The 17,229-nt window shown below is 74.3% G+C and carries 19 protein-coding genes; 11 read left to right on the forward strand and 8 right to left on the reverse strand.

The annotated features are described in order from the left end of the window. Nucleotides 1-181 precede the first annotated feature (181 nt). Complete coding sequence (locus ABD981_RS24290; protein WP_382747638.1) at nt 182-1,051, forward strand: MurR/RpiR family transcriptional regulator; 870 nt, start codon at nt 182-184, stop codon at nt 1,049-1,051. Between the two features lie 16 nt (nt 1,052-1,067). Here the strand turns inward: ABD981_RS24290 and ABD981_RS24295 are convergent, their stop codons facing one another. The 6 genes from ABD981_RS24295 to ABD981_RS24320 all read right to left on the reverse strand — a co-directional run bounded on the left by ABD981_RS24295 (nt 1,068) and on the right by ABD981_RS24320 (nt 5,063). Continuing rightward, nucleotides 1,068-1,439 (reverse strand): hypothetical protein, encoded by a 372-nt coding sequence (locus ABD981_RS24295; protein ID WP_046910124.1) that lies wholly within the window; start codon nt 1,437-1,439, stop codon nt 1,068-1,070. A gap of 52 nt (nt 1,440-1,491) precedes the next feature. Continuing rightward, on the reverse strand, nt 1,492-1,926 hold the full coding sequence (locus ABD981_RS24300; RefSeq protein ID WP_123954882.1) for a roadblock/LC7 domain-containing protein: 435 nt from the start codon (nt 1,924-1,926) through the stop codon (nt 1,492-1,494). Beyond that, entirely contained in the window at nt 1,926-2,684 is a 759-nt protein-coding gene (locus ABD981_RS24305) for a hypothetical protein (RefSeq protein WP_046910122.1), read from the reverse strand. Before ABD981_RS24305 ends, ABD981_RS24300 begins: the two co-directional genes overlap by 1 nt. After that, complete coding sequence (locus tag ABD981_RS24310) at nt 2,681-3,067, reverse strand: hypothetical protein (protein WP_046910121.1); 387 nt, start codon at nt 3,065-3,067, stop codon at nt 2,681-2,683. The genes ABD981_RS24305 and ABD981_RS24310 overlap by 4 nt, the downstream gene beginning before the upstream one ends. A gap of 173 nt (nt 3,068-3,240) precedes the next feature. After that, nucleotides 3,241-3,720: an SRPBCC family protein gene (locus tag ABD981_RS24315; protein WP_046910120.1), complete on the reverse strand. Its 480-nt coding sequence runs from the start codon at nt 3,718-3,720 to the stop codon at nt 3,241-3,243. Further along, on the reverse strand, nt 3,717-5,063 hold the full coding sequence (locus tag ABD981_RS24320; protein ID WP_046910119.1) for a type III PLP-dependent enzyme domain-containing protein: 1,347 nt from the start codon (nt 5,061-5,063) through the stop codon (nt 3,717-3,719). The genes ABD981_RS24315 and ABD981_RS24320 overlap by 4 nt, the downstream gene beginning before the upstream one ends. A gap of 103 nt (nt 5,064-5,166) precedes the next feature. Here ABD981_RS24320 and hutU point away from each other — a divergent pair, with 103 nt between their 5' ends. The 4 genes from hutU (at nt 5,167) to hutI (ending at nt 10,740) form a co-directional block, all read left to right on the forward strand. Continuing rightward, the gene (hutU, locus tag ABD981_RS24325; protein ID WP_046910118.1) at nt 5,167-6,831 is read left to right on the forward strand and encodes a urocanate hydratase; all 1,665 of its coding nucleotides are present in this window, start codon (nt 5,167-5,169) and stop codon (nt 6,829-6,831) included. A gap of 89 nt (nt 6,832-6,920) precedes the next feature. Next, nucleotides 6,921-8,123: an allantoate amidohydrolase gene (locus ABD981_RS24330; protein ID WP_123954889.1), complete on the forward strand. Its 1,203-nt coding sequence runs from the start codon at nt 6,921-6,923 to the stop codon at nt 8,121-8,123. Next, nucleotides 8,114-9,448, forward strand: coding sequence for a formimidoylglutamate deiminase (locus ABD981_RS24335; protein WP_046910116.1), 1,335 nt, complete (start codon nt 8,114-8,116; stop codon nt 9,446-9,448). The genes ABD981_RS24330 and ABD981_RS24335 overlap by 10 nt, the downstream gene beginning before the upstream one ends. Nucleotides 9,449-9,567: 119 nt before the next feature. After that, nucleotides 9,568-10,740: an imidazolonepropionase gene (hutI, locus tag ABD981_RS24340; protein WP_046910115.1), complete on the forward strand. Its 1,173-nt coding sequence runs from the start codon at nt 9,568-9,570 to the stop codon at nt 10,738-10,740. Between the two features lie 7 nt (nt 10,741-10,747). On the opposite strand, the gene ABD981_RS24345 is transcribed toward hutI, so the two are convergent. Both ABD981_RS24345 and ABD981_RS24350 read right to left on the reverse strand, forming a co-directional pair. Further along, nucleotides 10,748-10,912 carry a hypothetical protein gene (locus ABD981_RS24345; protein ID WP_205628252.1) on the reverse strand — a complete coding sequence of 55 codons (165 nt, stop codon included), beginning with the start codon at nt 10,910-10,912 and terminating at the stop codon, nt 10,748-10,750. 282 nt (nt 10,913-11,194) lie between these two features. Next, the gene (locus tag ABD981_RS24350; RefSeq protein WP_205628254.1) at nt 11,195-12,040 is read right to left on the reverse strand and encodes an RNA polymerase sigma factor SigF; all 846 of its coding nucleotides are present in this window, start codon (nt 12,038-12,040) and stop codon (nt 11,195-11,197) included. A gap of 171 nt (nt 12,041-12,211) precedes the next feature. On the opposite strand from ABD981_RS24350, the gene ABD981_RS24355 reads away from it, so the two are divergent. The 6 genes from ABD981_RS24355 to ABD981_RS24380 all read left to right on the forward strand — a co-directional run bounded on the left by ABD981_RS24355 (nt 12,212) and on the right by ABD981_RS24380 (nt 17,186). After that, nucleotides 12,212-12,577: an STAS domain-containing protein gene (locus ABD981_RS24355; protein ID WP_046910112.1), complete on the forward strand. Its 366-nt coding sequence runs from the start codon at nt 12,212-12,214 to the stop codon at nt 12,575-12,577. 85 nt (nt 12,578-12,662) lie between these two features. Further along, the gene (locus tag ABD981_RS24360; RefSeq protein WP_046910111.1) at nt 12,663-13,094 is read left to right on the forward strand and encodes an ATP-binding protein; all 432 of its coding nucleotides are present in this window, start codon (nt 12,663-12,665) and stop codon (nt 13,092-13,094) included. 99 nt (nt 13,095-13,193) lie between these two features. Further along, a complete protein-coding gene (locus tag ABD981_RS24365) occupies nt 13,194-13,895 on the forward strand; it encodes a hypothetical protein (protein ID WP_046910165.1) in 702 nt (233 codons plus the stop codon). Further along, entirely contained in the window at nt 13,895-14,671 is a 777-nt protein-coding gene (locus ABD981_RS24370) for a COG1470 family protein (protein WP_046910110.1), read from the forward strand. The genes ABD981_RS24365 and ABD981_RS24370 overlap by 1 nt, the downstream gene beginning before the upstream one ends. Further along, nucleotides 14,668-15,711: a hypothetical protein gene (locus ABD981_RS24375; RefSeq protein ID WP_046910109.1), complete on the forward strand. Its 1,044-nt coding sequence runs from the start codon at nt 14,668-14,670 to the stop codon at nt 15,709-15,711. Before ABD981_RS24370 ends, ABD981_RS24375 begins: the two co-directional genes overlap by 4 nt. Before the next feature lie 47 nt (nt 15,712-15,758). Further along, nucleotides 15,759-17,186 (forward strand): hypothetical protein, encoded by a 1,428-nt coding sequence (locus tag ABD981_RS24380; protein ID WP_046910164.1) that lies wholly within the window; start codon nt 15,759-15,761, stop codon nt 17,184-17,186. Nucleotides 17,187-17,229: the final 43 nt, after the last annotated feature.

Genomic DNA, 17,229 nt, shown 5'->3' on the forward strand with positions numbered 1-17,229 from the left:
GCCCGTGTCCCTCGCGGGGACCGCCGTCGTCCCGCCCCCCGGAAACGGGGGTGCGGCGGTCCCCGCGCAAGCCTCCCCTCCGGGCCTTCCCCGGCCCCCCCGGAGCCCCAGGGCCTCCCGCCCGGTCCCCGCGACCGCTTCCCTTGCCTGCCTGCATATCCTCATGCAGAGTTCCAGGTGGATGAATAAGTGGAAGGGGGACGGCGTGAGCGACAGCCCGGCCGGACGGCTGCAGGCGCTCTTCGAGGGGCAGCGGCTGACACCGACACAGCGACGGATCGCCCACTGCATGGTGCGCCGCGCCGCCGACGTGCCCTTCCTGTCCAGCGTGGAGCTGGCCGAGCTGGCCGGCGTCAGCCAGCCCTCCGTCACCCGCTTCGCCGTCGCCCTCGGCTTCGACGGCTACCCGGCACTGCGCAAGCACCTGCGGGAGAGCGTGCCCGCGGCGGCGGTGAAGCAGGCGTCCGGGCACGACGGGCACAACGAGTACCAGCAGGCCGTGTTCGCCGAGATCGAGAACCTGCGCCACCTCGCCGAACTGCTCGCCGACCCGGCGCCCGTCGAGCGGGCCGGCCGGCTGCTCGCCGGCTCCCGGCCGCTCCTGGTGCTGGGGCTGCGCGCCGCCTCCTCGCAGGCGCGGGGCTTCGCCTACTTCGCCGCCAAGGTGCACCCGGACGTCCGGCTGCTCGACGAGGGCGGCACCATGCTCACCGACCGCGTCGACGCGGCCGTACGGGCCGGGGCGACGGCGCTGCTCTGCTTCGCCCTGCCCCGGCATCCGCGCGAGGTGGTCGAGGCCCTGGAGTACGCGCGCTCGGCCGGGCTCACCGTGGTGACCGTCGCCGAGTCCGCGTTCGCGCCCGTGGCCGCCCACAGCGACCTGCTCATCCCGGCGGCCGTCGGCACCGGTCTCGCCTTCGACACCGCCTGCGCGCCGATGCTGCTCGGCCGGGTGCTCCTGGAGGCGATGGCGGACGGGCTGCCGGACGCGCAGGCCCGCCTGGAGGAGTTCGACGCCAAGGCGGCCGCGCGCGGGCTGTTCGTGGAGTAGCTCCGGAGCCGGCGGCTCAGACCTGGAGCTCGTCCCCGATCTTCTTCAACTGATGGCGGGCCATCGCCAGATTGGCGCGGCTCTTGTCGAGGGCGAGGTAGAGGAACAGGCCGTTGGCGTCGCGGGAGGTGAGCAGCCTGATCAGGTGGTACTGGCCGCTGAGGGTGATCAGGATGTCCTCGATCCCGTCCTTGAGGCCCAGCATCTCCATCGTGCGGACCTTGGCACGGACCACGTCGGTGTTGCCCGCCGCGGCCATGTTCAGGTCGAACTCCTTGCCGCCGCCGATCGTGCCGAGGGCCATGCCGCTCGTGTAGTCGACGAGGGCCGCGCCGATCGCGCCTTCGATCTGCGCGGCTTCCTTGAGGGAGGTCTCGGTGTTCGCCATGGCTGTCGTACTTCCTTCGTGAGAGAGGGGTGTGTGTCGGTCGGTTCTGGTCTCAGTTCAGGTCTCTGCGCTCCAGTGCGCCGTCCACGAGCTCGCCTATCCGGGCGCTCGACCGTCGGGCCTCCAGGTGGAGGCGGCCCACGTTGATCCGCGGTTCGGCGAGCAGCGTCAGGACGGCCGAGCCACCCGCCGCGTACGTCGCCACATAGCCGTGCTCGCCCCGGACCAGGAGCTCGCGGAAGCCGCCCTGCCCGGTCGTGTCGGCCAGCCGCTGCCCGACGCCGAGGGCAGCCGCCGTCAGCGCGGCCACGCTCTCCGCCTCGCCGTCGACGGCGTCCTGGGCCAGCACGAGGCCGTCGGCGCTGGCCGCGAGGGCCCCGGTGAGCTGCGGCAGGCGGGCCCGCAGCCGTCTCAGCTCACCGAGCACCTCGGCTTCTGCGGTCATCAGTTGTCTCCTCTCGGCGCGCAGGCGCAGGGCACGCCTCATCACAGTGCTGCCTCCAGGGCGTCGCGGAGCCGGCGGAGCAGGGCGATGTCCGGGTCGGTGGCGACCTCGCCGACCCAGGCGGGCACGGCGGGCGGGGCGGGCGGCGGCGGTTCGCTCGGGGTCTCGACGAGTCCGGCCGCCGCGAGCCGCCGCACGTCGAGCAGCGTGTGGAAGGCGGGGCGGCCGAGCGCCCGGGCGATCTCCGCCGGGGTCCGCACCCCGTCGGCCGCCGCGAGCAGTGCCCGCTGCCGGGCGCCCACCGGCTGCCCGGGGGCGGCGGGGCGGGGCACGACGGGCGCGGTGTCGACGGCCGGGTAGGGCCAGACGCTGTCGAGGAGCTCGCGGCGGCGCACGGTCTCGCGCTCGACGGCCTCGGCGTCGACCGGCCGCACCGCGCCGAACCAGTGCCCCACCCCGTACCGGAAGCGGCTCGGCGCGCTGGTGGGCGCGAGCGCGAAGAACGCGGCGTCGAAGACGGCGCCGAGGTGGCAGATCTCCAGCTCGCCGTCGTGCAGCCGGCCGCTGTCGACCAGGAAGCGGCCGACGGCGCGGTGCGCGCCGGCCCGGTCCACGGCCTCGTCCCAGCCTTCGCGGGGCAGCCGTCCGCCGGCGGTGAGCAGGACGTCGAGGCCGGGCGCGGAGGGGCTCTCGGCGTGCACGACCCGGCCGTCGACCAGGTAGAGCGTGCCGTGGTCGCGGAGCAGGGCGCCGGTGGCCCGCTCGGCGGCGAGGCGGGTGAGCATCGGGGAGACGGTCATCCGAGGACCAGCCTCTCCGCGAGGTCGCCGAGCCTTATTCGGGCGAGGGCGAGGTTGCCGGCGTCGCGGTCGAGCCAGAGGTGCAGGAAGACGCTGCTGTCGAAGGAGGTCTCGACGAAGCGGAGCAGGTGGTAGCCGGTGCGGGTGGTGAGGATCAGGTCCTCGACGGGGGAGTCGTCGGACGCCGTCCCGCCGGGTGGTGACTCGAACTCCGCGGCGGCGCGGGCGAGTTCGGCGGTCTCGGCCGCCGTGGTCTCGTGGTCGCCGACCGGGGAGTCGCCCGCCGAGCCGAGGGCCAGGCCACTGGTCCAGTCGACCAGCCAGGCGCCGCGTGCCCCCGGCAGGCCCATGGCCTCCAGTAGGCACTCGTCGATTCCGGGCACGCGAGATCCCCTCCCGATGCGGCGTGCGGACGTACGGCAGTGACGGTGACGCTACTCAACGTCGCGGTCCGGGGGAGGGGTTCTGGCATTTTCCAGAGGAATTTGTCAGACCGGTGGTAGGGGGAGGGCGGGGAGTGTCCGGAAGCTTCCGGAGGCGGCGCCCCCGGGGCCGCTCAGGCCCGGCTCTCGACCGCCGCCGCGATCTCCGCCAGGTCCTTGGCGAGCGCCCGGGCGACCGCCTTCGCGCCGAAGCGGTTCATCAGCCGGGCCGCCAGGCCGGGCTTGCGGTCGTGCGCGGGGCGGGCGCTGAAGGTCATCCGCAGGGTGGTCGTCCCGGCCGAGACCGCGGGGCCCTCGGGGTGCAGGGTGATCTCGTTGACGTAGTGCATGCCGTGCGAGTCGGCCACGGTGACATAGCGCTCGGGCGGTTCGCAGGCGGTCACGGTCATCTCCTCCGTGGCCGCCTTGCCCATCATCCGCCGGGTCTCGCGCCAGCGGGTGCCCACCCCGAAACCGCCCTGGGTGAGCACCTCGACCTTCTCGACGCCGCTGAGCACCCGGGGCATGTCCCGCAGGTCGGTGATCGACTCCCAGACCCGCCCGGGGGAGGCGGCGACCCGGCGCTCGACGACCACGGAGGTGGTTCCTGTCATGGCTTCATGGGACCACCGTCCGGCGCGTCCCGCAGGAGCGCGCCGGGCCGGTCACCGCCCGCCTCCGCCACGATCTCGTCGAGGGTCTGGGCCCGGCGGACGGTCGTGAAGGCGATGCCGCCGTCCTCCGTCGGGGTGAATCCGTGCACGGCGGGCCGGGGCAGGCTGTTGTACGCGTAGTGGTGGGCGAAGAAGTACGCGCCGGTGTCCGGCACGGCCACCACGTCCTCCGGTCGCAGCAGCGGCAGCAGCCGCCCGGCGGCCAGCAGGTCCCCGGCGAAGCAGGCGGGCCCGGCCACGTCCTGGACGGTCTCCTCGCCGGTGCGGGGGCGGCCCCCGGCGTCGTACGCGAGGACGCGCAGCGGCCAGGACTCCGGGGCGTACACCGTGCGGGTGGCGACCTGGACGCCGGCGTGGGTGACGGCGATCGGGCGCCCGCCGGACACCTTGGTGTACTCGACCCGGGCCAGGACCGTGCCGTGCTTGGCGAGCAGCGAGCGCCCGAACTCGGTGACCAGCGCGTAGCGGCCGTCGAGCAGGCCGGGCACGGTCGCGGCGAGCAGCCGGGCGTACTCCGCGTAGGTGGGGGTCTCCTCGTCGGAGACGAAGTTCACCGGGAGCCCGCCGCCGATGTCGAGGGTGTCGATCTGCTGCCGGCCGGCCTTGGTGTTGATCTCCTCGGCGAGCGCGTAGGCGGCGCCGACGCCTTCGGCCATCAGGGCGAGCGGGATGCCCTGGGAGCCGGTGTGGGTGTGCAGCCGGGTGAGCCAGGGGCGGTCGAGGTAGGCCTGGACGACGGCCTCGCGGGCGCCCTCGTCGCGCAGCGCCACGCCGAACTTGGAGGTGGCGGTCGCGGTCGAGAGCGCCCCGATGGAACCGGCCCCGATCTGCGGGTTCACCCGCAGGCCGAGCGGCGAGGCGGTGGGCGCGGAGGCGACCAGCGCGTCGAGCCGGGCCAGCTCCTGGAGGTTGTCGGCGTTGACGGCGATGCCCAGGGCGAGGGCCTGGCGCAGTTCCGCGGGCGTCTTGGCGGGCGAGTCCAGGACGGTGCGGGCCGGGGGCACTCCGGCCGCGCGGGCCAGCGCCAGTTCGCCGGGGCTGGCCACCTCGACGCCGAGCCCCGCCTCGTACAGCAGGCGCAGGACGGGCACGAGCGGGGCGGCCTTCACGGCGAAGGCGTGCAGTACGGGGGCGTCGGTGACGGCGGCGAAGGCGCTGGTCAGGGCGGTGGCGGAGGCGCGGATGCCGGTGGTGTCGAGGAGGGCGACGACGGGTTCGGAGGGGGTCAGGAGTCCTTGCTCGACGGCGGCGCGGACGGCCTGGTCGCGACGTGAGGAAGCCATCCCCCCATCCCACCACCGGGTGGGGTGCCGGCGCAGCTGTTGACTAAGTCTATTCAGCCGGTCAGGATGTGAATATCTGAACCACATTCGAGGAGGCATCGCCATGTCAGGACCCCGCCCCGTACGGGCCCCGCGCGGTACGGAACTGAGCGCCCTGGGATGGCAGCAGGAAGCCGCCCTCCGGATGCTCCAGAACAACCTCGACCCCGAGGTCGCCGAGCACCCCGACAAGCTGGTCGTCTACGGCGGTACCGGCAAGGCCGCCCGCGACTGGCGCTCCTTCGACGCCATGGTCCGCACCCTGCGCACCCTCAAGCAGGACGAGACCATGCTGGTCCAGTCCGGCCGCCCGGTCGGCGTCATGCAGACCCACGAGTGGGCCCCGCGCGTCCTCATCGCCAACTCCAACCTGGTCGGCGACTGGGCCAACTGGGAGGAGTTCCGCCGTCTGGAGGCCCTCGGCCTCACCATGTACGGCCAGATGACCGCCGGCTCCTGGATCTACATCGGCACCCAGGGCATCCTCCAGGGCACCTACGAGACCTTCGCCGCCGTCGCCGCGAAGAAGTTCAACGGCACCCTGGCCGGCACCATCACCCTCACCGCCGGCCTCGGCGGCATGGGCGGCGCCCAGCCGCTCGCCGTCACCATGAACGACGGCGTCGCCCTCTGCATCGACGTCGACCCGCGCGCCATCGAGCGCCGCATCGAGCACCGCTACCTGGACGTGAAGGCCGACAACCTGGCCCACGCCCTCCAGCTGGCCGTCGAGGCCCGCGACGCCCGCCGCCCGCTCTCCATCGGCCTGCTCGGCAACGCCGCCGAGCTGGTCCCGCAGATGCTGGCCGAGGGCGCGCCGATCGACATCGTGACCGACCAGACCTCGGCCCACGACCCGCTGTCCTACCTCCCGGTCGGCGTCGCCTTCGAGGACATGGCCGACGCCGCCGCCAAGGACCCGGCCGGCTTCACCACCCGCGCCCGCGAGTCGATGGCCCGGCACGTCGAGGCCATGGTCGGCTTCATGGACGCCGGCGCCGAGGTCTTCGACTACGGCAACTCCATCCGCGGCGAGGCCCAGCTGGCCGGCTACGACCGCGCCTTCGCCTTCCCCGGCTTCGTCCCGGCCTACATCCGCCCGCTGTTCTGCGAGGGCAAGGGCCCGTTCCGCTGGGCCGCCCTGTCCGGCGAGGCCTCCGACATCCACAAGACCGACAAGGCGATCCTCGACCTCTTCCCGGAGAACGAGTCGCTGCACCGCTGGATCAAGATGGCCGGCGAGCGCGTCCACTTCCAGGGCCTGCCCGCCCGCATCTGCTGGCTCGGCCAGGGCGAGCGCGACAAGGCCGGCGACATGTTCAACGACATGGTCGGCAACGGCACCCTCGCCGCGCCGCTCGCCATCGGCCGCGACCACCTGGACTGCGGCTCGGTGGCCTCCCCGTACCGCGAGACCGAGGCCATGCTCGACGGCTCCGACGCCATCGCCGACTGGCCGCTCCTGAACGCCATGGTCAACGTCGCCTCCGGCGCCTCCTGGGTCTCCATCCACCACGGCGGCGGCGTCGGCATGGGCCGCTCCATCCACGCCGGCCAGGTCTCGGTGGCCGACGGCACCAAGCTCGCCGGCGAGAAGATCCGCCGCGTGCTCACCAACGACCCCGGCATGGGCGTCATCCGGCACGTCGACGCGGGCTACGACATCGCCGAGCGCGTCGCCGACGAGAAGGGCGTGCGCGTCCCCATGCGCGAGGGTGACTCCGCGTGAGCTCGTCCCACGACGCCGCCGAGGCACCCCGGGGCCCCCGGGGTGCCCCGGCGGGCCCCGGCCCGGCGGCCTCCCCCACCTTCCACGCGATGTGGCGCAGCCTCGCCGGCATCGGTCGCGACGCGGGCTCCGGCGGCTACCGCCGCTACGCCTGGACCGCGGCCGACGCCGACTGCCGGCTCTGGTTCCGGATGCAGGCGGAGGCCCGCCGCCTCGACGTCGAGACCGACCGCAACGGCAACCAGTGGGCCTGGCTCGGCGACCCCGCCGCCGGTGACGCCGTCGTCACCGGCTCCCACCTGGACTCCGTCCCCGACGGCGGCGCCTTCGACGGCCCCCTCGGCGTGGTCTCCTCCTTCGCCGCCCTCGACGAGCTCCGCAGGCGCGGCGTCTCGTTCAAGCGGCCCCTCGCCATCGTCAACTTCGGCGACGAGGAGGGCGCCCGCTTCGGGCTCGCCTGCGTCGGCTCCCGGCTCACCTCCGGACAGCTGACCAAGGAGAAGGCCTTCGCGCTGCGCGACGCCGACGGCATCAGCCTCCCGCGGGCCATGGAGGCCGCCGGGTACGACCCCGAGGCCATCGGCGCGGACCCGGAGCGGCTCGCCCGCATCGGCGCCTTCGTCGAGCTGCACGTCGAGCAGGGCCGCGCCCTGGACCTGTCCGGGGACGCCGTCGGCATCGCCTCCGCGATCTGGCCGCACGGCCGCTGGCGGTACGACTTCGCCGGCGAGGCCAACCACGCGGGCACCACCCGGCTGGTCGACCGGCGCGACCCGATGCTCACCTACGCGGAGACCGTCCTCGCCGCCCGCCGCGAGGCCGAACTCGCGGGCGCCGTCGCCACCTTCGGCAAGATCTCCGTCGAGCCGAACGGCGTCAACGCCATCCCGTCGCTGGTCCGCGGCTGGCTCGACGCCCGCGCCGCCGACCAGGGCTCCCTGGACGCGGTCATCGCCGGCGTCGAGGCGGCCGCGCGCGAGCACGCCGAGCGCGCCGGCATCGACCTCACCGTGGTCCGCGAGTCCTTCACCCCGGTCGTGGACTTCTCCCACGCGCTGCGCGACGAACTGAGCCGCATCCTCGCGGACCGGACCGGCACCAAGGTCCCCGTCCTCGGGACGGGCGCGGGACACGACGCCGGAATCCTCTCCGGGGCGATCCCGACCGCCATGCTGTTCGTACGCAACCCCACGGGCGTCTCGCACTCCCCGGCCGAATTCGCGGCCGAGGACGACTGCGTGGCGGGCGTCCACGCACTCGCCGACGTACTGGAGGACCTGGCGTGCAGGTGACCTACTGGCTGGAGCACGCCTGGCTCGGCGTCCACGTCGAGCCGGGCGTGGCCCTGGACGTCACGGACGGCCGCGTCACCGCGGTCCGGACCGGCGTGGACACCCCGCCCCAGGGCGCGGAGGTGCTCCGCGGCCTGACCGTCCCCGGCCTGGCCAACGCCCACTCGCACGCCTTCCACCGCGCCCTGCGCGGCACCGTCCAGGTGGGCTCCGGCACCTTCTGGACCTGGCGCGAGGTCATGTACACCGTCGCCCAACGCCTCACCCCCGACAGCTACTTCGCGCTGGCCCGGGCCGTGTACGCGGAGATGGCGCTGGCCGGCATCACGGCCGTCGGCGAGTTCCACTACCTCCACCACGCGCCCGGTGGCACGGCGTACGACGACCCCAACGCCATGGGCGAGGCCCTCATCGCGGCGGCGCGGGAGGCGGGCATCCGGATCACCCTCCTCGACACCGCCTACCTCTCCTCCGGTTTCGGCGCGGCCCCCGAGCCGCACCAGCTCCGCTTCACCGACGGCACGGCCGACGCGTGGGCCGAGCGGGTCTCGGCGCTGAAGGAGAGCGAGGACGTCCGGATCGGCGCGGCGATCCACTCCGTGCGCGCCGTCCCGGCCGGCCAGCTGTCCACGGTGGCCCGCTGGGCCCAGGACCGCGAGGCCCCCCTGCACGTCCACCTCTCCGAGCAGACCGCGGAGAACGACGCCTGCCGGGCGGCCCACGGCATGACGCCCACCCAGCTGCTCGCCGAGCACGGCGTCCTGGGCGCGCGCACCACGGGCGTCCACAACACCCACATGACGGACGCCGACATCGCGCTGATCGGCTCCTCCTCGACCGGCACCTGCATGTGCCCGACGACCGAACGCGACCTGGCGGACGGCATCGGCCCGGCGGTCGCGCTCCAGCGGGCCGGCTCGCCGCTCTCGCTGGGCAGCGACAGCCACGCGGTGATCGACCTCCTGGAGGAGGCGCGGGCCATGGAGCTGAACGAGCGCCTGCGCACCCGCACCCGCGGCCACTGGACGGCCGCCGCCCTGCTCCGCGCGGCGACGGCCGACGGCCACGCGGCCCTGGGCCGGCCGGACGCGGGCACCCTGGAGGCGGGCGCCCCGGCCGACTTCACCACGCTGGCCCTGGACTCGGTCCGCACGGCGGGCCCGGTGCCGCGGCTGGGCGCCGAGACGGCGGTCTTCGCGGCGACGGCGGCGGACGTCCGGCACACGGTCGTGGCCGGCCGCCACGTCGTACGGGACGGCGTCCACACGTCCGTACCCGACACGGGCCGGGCCCTCGCGGACGCGATCGCGGCCCTCAGAGACTGACCGCTCCGCCGGGTCGTGCCCCCGCGCCCGCGTCGGGGGCGCCCGTTCCGCCCGGGCGGAACGGGTGGGCACGACCCGACCACCGGCCCGCACCCGAACACCCCCCACGGAGAGCACCCATGACGACCACCGTCATCACGAACATCGCCAGCCTGGTCACCAACGACCCGACCCTCGGCGACGGTTCGCCCCTGGGTCTGGTCCAGGACGCCGCCCTGGTCCTGGACGGCGACCGGGTCGTCTGGGCCGGCCCGGCGGCGCAGGCCCCCGCCGCCGACCAGCGGGTCGACGCGGCGGGCCGCGCCGTGATCCCCGGCTTCGTCGACTCCCACTCCCACCTCGTCTTCGCGGGCGACCGCACCGCCGAGTTCAACGCGCGGATGTCGGGCCAGGCGTACAAGGCGGGCGGCATCCGGACGACGGTCGCGGCCACCCGCGCGGCGACGGACGCCGAGCTGTCGGCGAACGTGGCGCGCTACCTGGAGGAGGCGCTCCGCCAGGGCACGACCACCTTCGAGACCAAGTCCGGCTACGGCCTGACGGTCGAGGACGAGGCCCGCGCCCTGCGCATCGCGGCCGAGCACACGGACGAGGTCACCTACCTGGGCGCCCACATCGTCTCGCCGGACTACGCCGACGACCCGGCCGGGTACGTGGACCTGGTGACGGGCGCGATGCTCGACGCCTGCGCCCCGTACGCCCGTTGGGTGGACGTCTTCTGCGAGAAGGGCGCCTTCGACGGCGACCAGGCCCGGGCGATCCTCACGGCGGGCAAGGCGAAGGGCCTGCTGCCGCGCGTGCACGCCAACCAGCTCTCGTACGGCCCCGGCGTGCAGCTCGCGGTCGAACTGGACGCGGCGAGCGCGGACCACTGCACGCACCTGACGGACGCGGACGTGGACGCGCTGGCCTCCGGCAACACGGTCGCGACCCTGCTGCCCGGCGCGGAGTTCTCCACCCGCGCCGAGTGGCCGGACGCCCGCCGCCTCCTCGACGCGGGTGTGACGGTCGCCCTCTCCACGGACTGCAACCCGGGCTCGTCCTTCACGTCCTCGGTCCCGTTCTGCATCGCGCTGGCGGTCCGGGACATGCACATGACCCCGGACGAGGCCCTGTGGTCCGCCACGGCCGGCGGCGCGGCGGCCCTCCGCCGCACCGACGTGGGCCGCCTGACCCCCGGCACCCGGGCCGACCTGACCTTCCTGGCCGCCCCCTCCCACGTCCACCTGGCCTACCGCCCGGGCGTCCCGCTCGTCTCGGAGGTCTGGCGCCGGGGCGTGCGGGTGGCCTGACGGGCGGTCACGCCAGCCAGAGCGCCGCGCGCCGGTGCCGTGCCGGGGGCACGTCCACCGTGTCCGCGGCCTCCGGCGCGAGCCGCCCGGCGGGGGAGTCGACGAGTCGTATGACGACCCCGAGCCGGGCCCGGAGCCGCTGCCGGGCGCGGCGCTCCTCCACCGCGGCCATACGTGCGACCGTGCGGTCCCGGTTGTGGCGGGGGAAGGAGTACACGGCCACGGACCGGCGGACCGGGGTCGGCGCGGCTGCACCGCGCCGAGCACGCAGGTCGTGGAGCACCACGGCGTGCCAGGGAGCGCCGGGTGGGCGGTCCCCGGCGACCCGGGCGTGCGCGGGCGGTACGTTATGGGCGGTGCGCGACAAGGGGCCTCCGTCGGGGTCGACGTTCGGAACCCTCCCAGGGCCGCGTGCGGCCGGGCCACCCGTTTTCCGCATCCCCGCCCGGGGAGTTCACTCCTCCGCCGTCAGTCCCCTGCGGAGCCGGGCCAGGGTGCGGGAGAGGAGGCGGGAGACGTGCATCTGGGAGATGCCGAGTTCCTCGCCGATCTCCGACTGGGTGAGGCCCGCGGTGAAGCGGAGGGAGAGGATGCGGCGGTCGCGGGGCGGGAGGGAGGCGATCATCGGTTTGAGGGACTCGATGTACTCGATGCCTTCGAGGCCGTGGTCCTCGTAGCCGAGCCGGTCCGCGAGGGTGGTGCCGTCGGACTCGGTCTCCTCGGGCGGGGCGTCGAGGGAGCTCGCGGTGTACGCGTTGGCGGCGGCCATGCCCTCGACGACTTCGTCGGCGCCGATGCCGAGTTCGTGGGCGAGTTCGTCGACGGTGGGGGAGCGGTCGAGGCGCTGGGCGAGCTCGTCGCCGGTCCTGGCCAGGGCGATGCGGAGCTCCTGGAGCCGGCGCGGCACGTGCACCGACCACGAGGTGTCGCGGAAGAAGCGCTTGATCTCGCCGATGATGGTCGGCATCGCGAAGGTGGGGAACTCGACGCCGCGCGCCAGGTCGAAGCGGTCGATCGCCTTGATCAGGCCGATGGTGCCGACCTGGACGATGTCCTCCATGGGTTCGCTGCGGGTGCGGAACCGGGAGGCGGCGAACTTCACCAGGGCCAGGTTGAGTTCGATCAGGGTGTTGCGGACGTACGCATACTCGTGGGTGCCCTCCTCCAGCTCGCCGAGGCGGGCGAAGAGGGTCTTGGACAGGGCGCGCGCGTCGTGCGGCGCGATCTCGTCCGGGTGCGGGATCCGCGGGAGGTCCGCGAGCTCCGGGACGTCGAGCCGGGGTGACATGGTCTCCTCCATCATTGTTCTCTCGCTGCGGTTTGCGGCGCCTCCAAGCCGGCCATACGGAATGTGTCCTTCTAGGCCTACCCGCTCCGCCCCGGTGGTTGCAAGTGGCAATTGTCTGCTTTATATACATATGTGGGAGAGCTCGTGTGCGGGGAACGGGCCCGCACTTGTATGGTTCGAGGCATGTACCGCCAGCACATCGACAGCGCACCCGGGCGGTTCCGGGTCGAGGTCCGCACCGTGGGGGCGAGCGAGGTGCTCACCCCGGTGGGTGAGCTCGATCACCACACCGCCGAACTGTTGCGTGCGCCACTCGACCGGGCACTCGACGAGGGGCGCTCCCGACTCGTGCTCGACTGCTCGCGGCTCGACTTCTGCGACTCCACCGGCCTCAACGTGCTCCTCGGCGCCCGGCTGAGGGCGGACGCCGCCGGCGGAGGGGTCCATCTGGCGGGGATGCGGCCGGTGGTGGCCCGGGTCTTCGAGATCACCGGGGCGGACGCGGTCTTCACCGTCCACGACTCGCTCGAGGCGGCGCTCCCCGACTGAGCCCGCACGGGCGTCCCGCCCGGGACCGGCCCGCCCCTGTACGTCCCGCCACCCGTCAATCGGCCGAACTCGGTGAGGTGAAGCGTTGAAGGAGACCGCCTCCGGCGACCCCGAGGTCCGCACCCTCGCCCTCGGTGCGGCCAGCGGCACCGTCCCGCTGGCCCGTGACTTCACCCGGCAGGCGCTTTACGACTGGGGCTGGCTGCCCGCGGCCACCGCCGACCGCCGCGCCGCCGCCGAGGACGTCCTGCTCGTGGTCTCCGAGCTCGTCACCAACGCCTGTCTGCACGCCGAGGGCCCCGAGAGCCTCCGCGTGCTGCGCCTCGCCGAGGTGCTCCGCCTCGAAGTCGCCGACCGCGGCGCAGGCCAGCCCGCCCCGCGCACCCCGCACCGCGCCGGACGGCCCGGCGGGCACGGCATGTTCATCGTCCAGCGGCTCTGCCGCGCCTGGGGCATCGACCGCACCCCGGGCGCCCCCGGCAAAACGGTCTGGGCCGAACTGGCCGCGCCCGCATAGGACTTTCACTCTCTTCTCTCTTCCCTCTACAAGGCCCCCGGCGTACCTTGACGGCCAATCTGATAGATCGTCAGCTACGTGCGGTGAGGGGTGCTCAAGGTGCCGAACCGGAGAAGAAGGGCCGGCGCGCTGACGGCGGCGATGACGGTGGCGGGCGCGACGGTCCTGCTCACCGCCCCCGCCGCCCACGCGACCGTCGTCGACGTCAACTACGCCTGCGAGACGAAGATCGGCCCCAAGGGCGCCGTCTCGCCCGTCGACATCACCGCCGTCAAGAACGGCGGCTCGTACACGATCACCATGTCCTTCGAGAAGGGCGTCTCCGACAGCCCCGTCGAACTCCCGAAGGGCGTCATGACCCCGCGCGCCGACATCGTCGTCGGCGGCGCCGACAGCGGCAAGGTGCAGGTCAAGGGCGTGCCCAACACGGCCGCCATCCCGCCGAACACCCCGATCAGCATCGGCAAGCTGACGGGCACGTACACCCCGAGGAAGAGCGGCAAGGTCACCTTCACCGCCGGCGTCCTCACCGTCCACGCGCTCGGCATGGACGCGGCCGTCTGCACCCCCAAGAACAGCCCCAAGCCCGCCCTGGAGCTGGACGTCACCGCGGCCGGCGGCGCGGGCGGCGGCGACTCCGAGGGCACCGGCGGTTCCGGCGGCGGCGACTCCGGCGGCACGGGCACCCTGCCCAAGACCGGCCCGCTCGACTCGGCCGTCGCCCTCGGCACCCTCGGCGGCACCGTGCTGCTGACCGGCGCGGCCGGGGTGCTCTGGCTCACCCGGCGCACGGCACGCTGATGCGGACGGCGTGGGCCGGCTCCGGGGCCGCCGCGCTCGCCCTCCTCGGGGCGGTCGCGGCGGCCCCCGCGCCCGGCTGGACGGCGGCGCCCGCCGCGGGACGCCCGTACGTCTACCTGGAGGGCGCCGCCGGCAGCGTGCTCCAGGACACCCTGTCCGTCACCAACCCGGGCACCCGCCCGCTCACCGTCCGGCTCACCGGCCAGGGCGCCCCCGTCGCCTTCGCCGCCCGGACCGTCACCGTGCCCGCCAGGACCCGCGCGGACGTGCCCTTCGCGGTGACCGTCTCCGCCGACACCCCGCCCGGCGACCTGCGCGGCACCGTACGGGCCAGCGCCGCCGGACGCGAGACGGTCGTCCCGCTGCACCTGCGGGTCAGCGGGCCGCGGCTCGCCGCGCTCAGCGTCGAGGACGTCCGCGTCGACCGCTCCGGCACCCTGCACTACACGCTCGTCAACCGCGGCAACACGCTGCTCGCCCCGCGCCTGGCCGTCCGCGCCGACGGCGTCCTCGGCCGCCGGCTCGTCGACCGGCCCGAACGCCCGCTCCCGCTGACCCTGCGCCCCGGCGAGCGGGCCGCCCGCACCGAAGCCTGGCCCGACCCGCCCGCCCTGGACTCGGTCACCGTCCGTCTGACGGCCACCGCCCCGGGCGCCGCCCCCGCGACGGCCGCCGCGGACACCGTCCTCGCCTCCGCGGCGGGCGTGGGCTCCGCGGCCGCCGCCCTCCTCGGGGCGGCCGGCGCGACCGCGTACGCGATACGGAGGACCCGATGAGCCCGATGCGTACGGGGGCGGCCGCCGCCCTGCTCGCCGTGCTGCTGCTCGCCCTGCTGCCCACCGCCCCCGCGGCCGCCGGGCCCGCCGCGGCCGGTCCGAAGGTGGCGCTCTCGCAGAGCGAGGGCGGCAAGGGCGGCGAGCTCACCGTCAGCGGCTCCGGATGGAAGCCGGGCGCCCTGCTCATGCTGCTGATCTGCGGCCAGTCCGCGCCCGGCAAGGGCGTCATCGGCGGCACCAACTCCTGTGCCAACACCGAGGGCCGGGCCGCCACCGTCGACGCCAAGGGCGCCTTCAGCCAGAAGCTGCCGGTCGCAGAACCGCCCAAGCCCTGCCCCTGCGTGGTCCACGTGGCCGGGGTCACCGGTCAGCAGGACTCCGTGGACGTGGAGTTCACCGTCGCCGGGCACCCGACGGCGCCGCTGCCCGAGCCGTCCGGCACCGGCCGGCTCGCCGTGCTGGCCTCCGTACGGCTCGAAGGCTCCAGCGGCGTCCTCGTCTGGTTCGGCGCGCCCGCCCGCCGCGAGGTGGTCTTCACCGTCGGCAACCTCGGCCAGACCCCGCTGAAGGACCCGGTCTTCGAGGTCGGCAGCAGCCACGGGGTCTTCTCGCCGCAGTACGAGGAACGCCAGTGGCGCGGCACCCTGGAGCCCGGCCGCAAGGCCCTGATCAGGCTGCCCGTCGAGCTGACGGCGGGCGCCCACGGCGACTACCAGGTGTCCGTGCGCTACGGCGGCAAGGTGCTGGTCGAGCAGCCCTGGGGCGTCGGGCGCCCGTGGGGCGTCACGCTCTTCTGGCTGCTGCTCGCGGTGGTCGTCCCGGCCGGTCTCTTCCGCATCGGCATGGCGGTCGTCGACCGCACCCGCCCGGCGGCCCGGCGGCGGCAGCAGACGCAGCACCGGCACCGCGTGCCGGAGCGCGCCCCCGTGCCCGTACCGCGGGCGACCGCCGGGGACGACCGGCCGACCGCGGTGCTGCCGTGGTTCACCCCCCATTCCGCACCGTCAGAGAACAGTCCGACGACGAAGGGACAGTCGTGAGCACGACACGCACGACCCGGAGGACGCTCGCGGCGGGCGTCGCGCTGATGCTCGGCGGCGCGGGAATCCTGCTGACCGCGAGCCCCGCCCTGGCCGCCGAGGTCTCGTACAAGACCGAGTGCATCCCGCCCCCGATCTCCGGCCTCCCGCCGGTGCAGGGCACCACCACGGTGCAGATCACCGCGCCGGCCACGGCCAAGGTGGGCGACGAGGTCGAGGTGGTCTGGAAGACGGTCACGGCCGCTTCCAAGAACCCCGACGTGCTCGACCTGGACAAGGACACCGTGAAGCCGACCGGCACGATCAAGGTCGGCGGCGCGGCGAGCGGGACCCTGTCCATGGAGGGGCCGCGGCAGAACCCGCCGATCAAGAAGAACAGCCCGATGGTGCTGCCGGACATGAAGGGCAAGCTGAAGCTGGACAAGGCGGGCGAGATCACGCTGACGCCCGACAAGTACACGATCAACGTCTCCAAGCCGCTGTCGACGGACACGAAGTGCTCGCCGAAGGAGTCGGTCGGGGCCGCCGCCACCATCAAGGTGACGGACGGCGGCGGCTCCTCCGGCGGGTCCACGACGGGGGGCTCCACGACGACGGGGGGCTCGACGACCACCTCGGGCGGGTCCACCACGACCTCCGGTGGCTCGACGACCGCCTCGGGCGGGTCCACCACGACCTCCGGTGGCTCGACGACCGCCTCGGGCGGGACCACGACCACGTCCGGGGGCTCCACGACGAGCTCGGGCGGGTCCACGACCACCACCTCCGGCGGCTCCACCTCCACCTCCGGCGGGAGCACGGCCGGCGGTTCGACCACCGCCTCCGGCGGGAGCTCGGGCGGCGGGGGCGACCAGACGGACTTCCCGGGCAAGGAGGTCGCCGTCAAGCTGTCCTGCCAGTCGCCCGGGCCGAAGGCGGTCACCTCCAAGGTGACCATCAGCGCCCGGAAGAGCGGCGGCTCGTACCAGCTGACCGTCAAGACCGGGAAGGGCGTCATGACGAGCCCGGCCCCGCTGCCCAAGGGGGCGCTCACGCCCTCGATGGCGGTACGGGTCGGGGGCGCCGACAGCGGCACGGTGGCCGTGAAGGGCCCGGCGAACCCGGCCGCCGTGGCGGCCGGGGAGATGGTGTCGCTGACCGACATGACCGGCACCTACAAGCCGGGCGCCAGCGGCAAGGCGACGCTCAGCCCCGGTGACCTGACCATCACGGTGATGCTGGCCGGGTCGAAGATCGTCATCCCGTGCAAGGTCCAGGGCGCCTCCCCGGTCTCCCTGGAGCTGGACACGACCAAGCAGGCCGGTGGCGTGACCGGCGGCACCGGCGGCACCGGGGGCTCCGGCGGCGACGACCTCGCGCACACCGGCGCCGACGACGCCGGCGCGCTGCGCGCCCTCGCCCTGGTGGCGGGCACGGTGATCCTGCTGGGCGGCGCGGTCTTCACCTTCACGCCGTGGGCCAGGCTGCGGCGCTAGCGGGCGGCTGAGGACGGACGGGACGGAGAGGACCGCGGGAACG

This window comes from Streptomyces showdoensis (assembly GCF_039535475.1).
Lineage (GTDB): Bacteria > Actinomycetota > Actinomycetes > Streptomycetales > Streptomycetaceae > Streptomyces > Streptomyces showdoensis.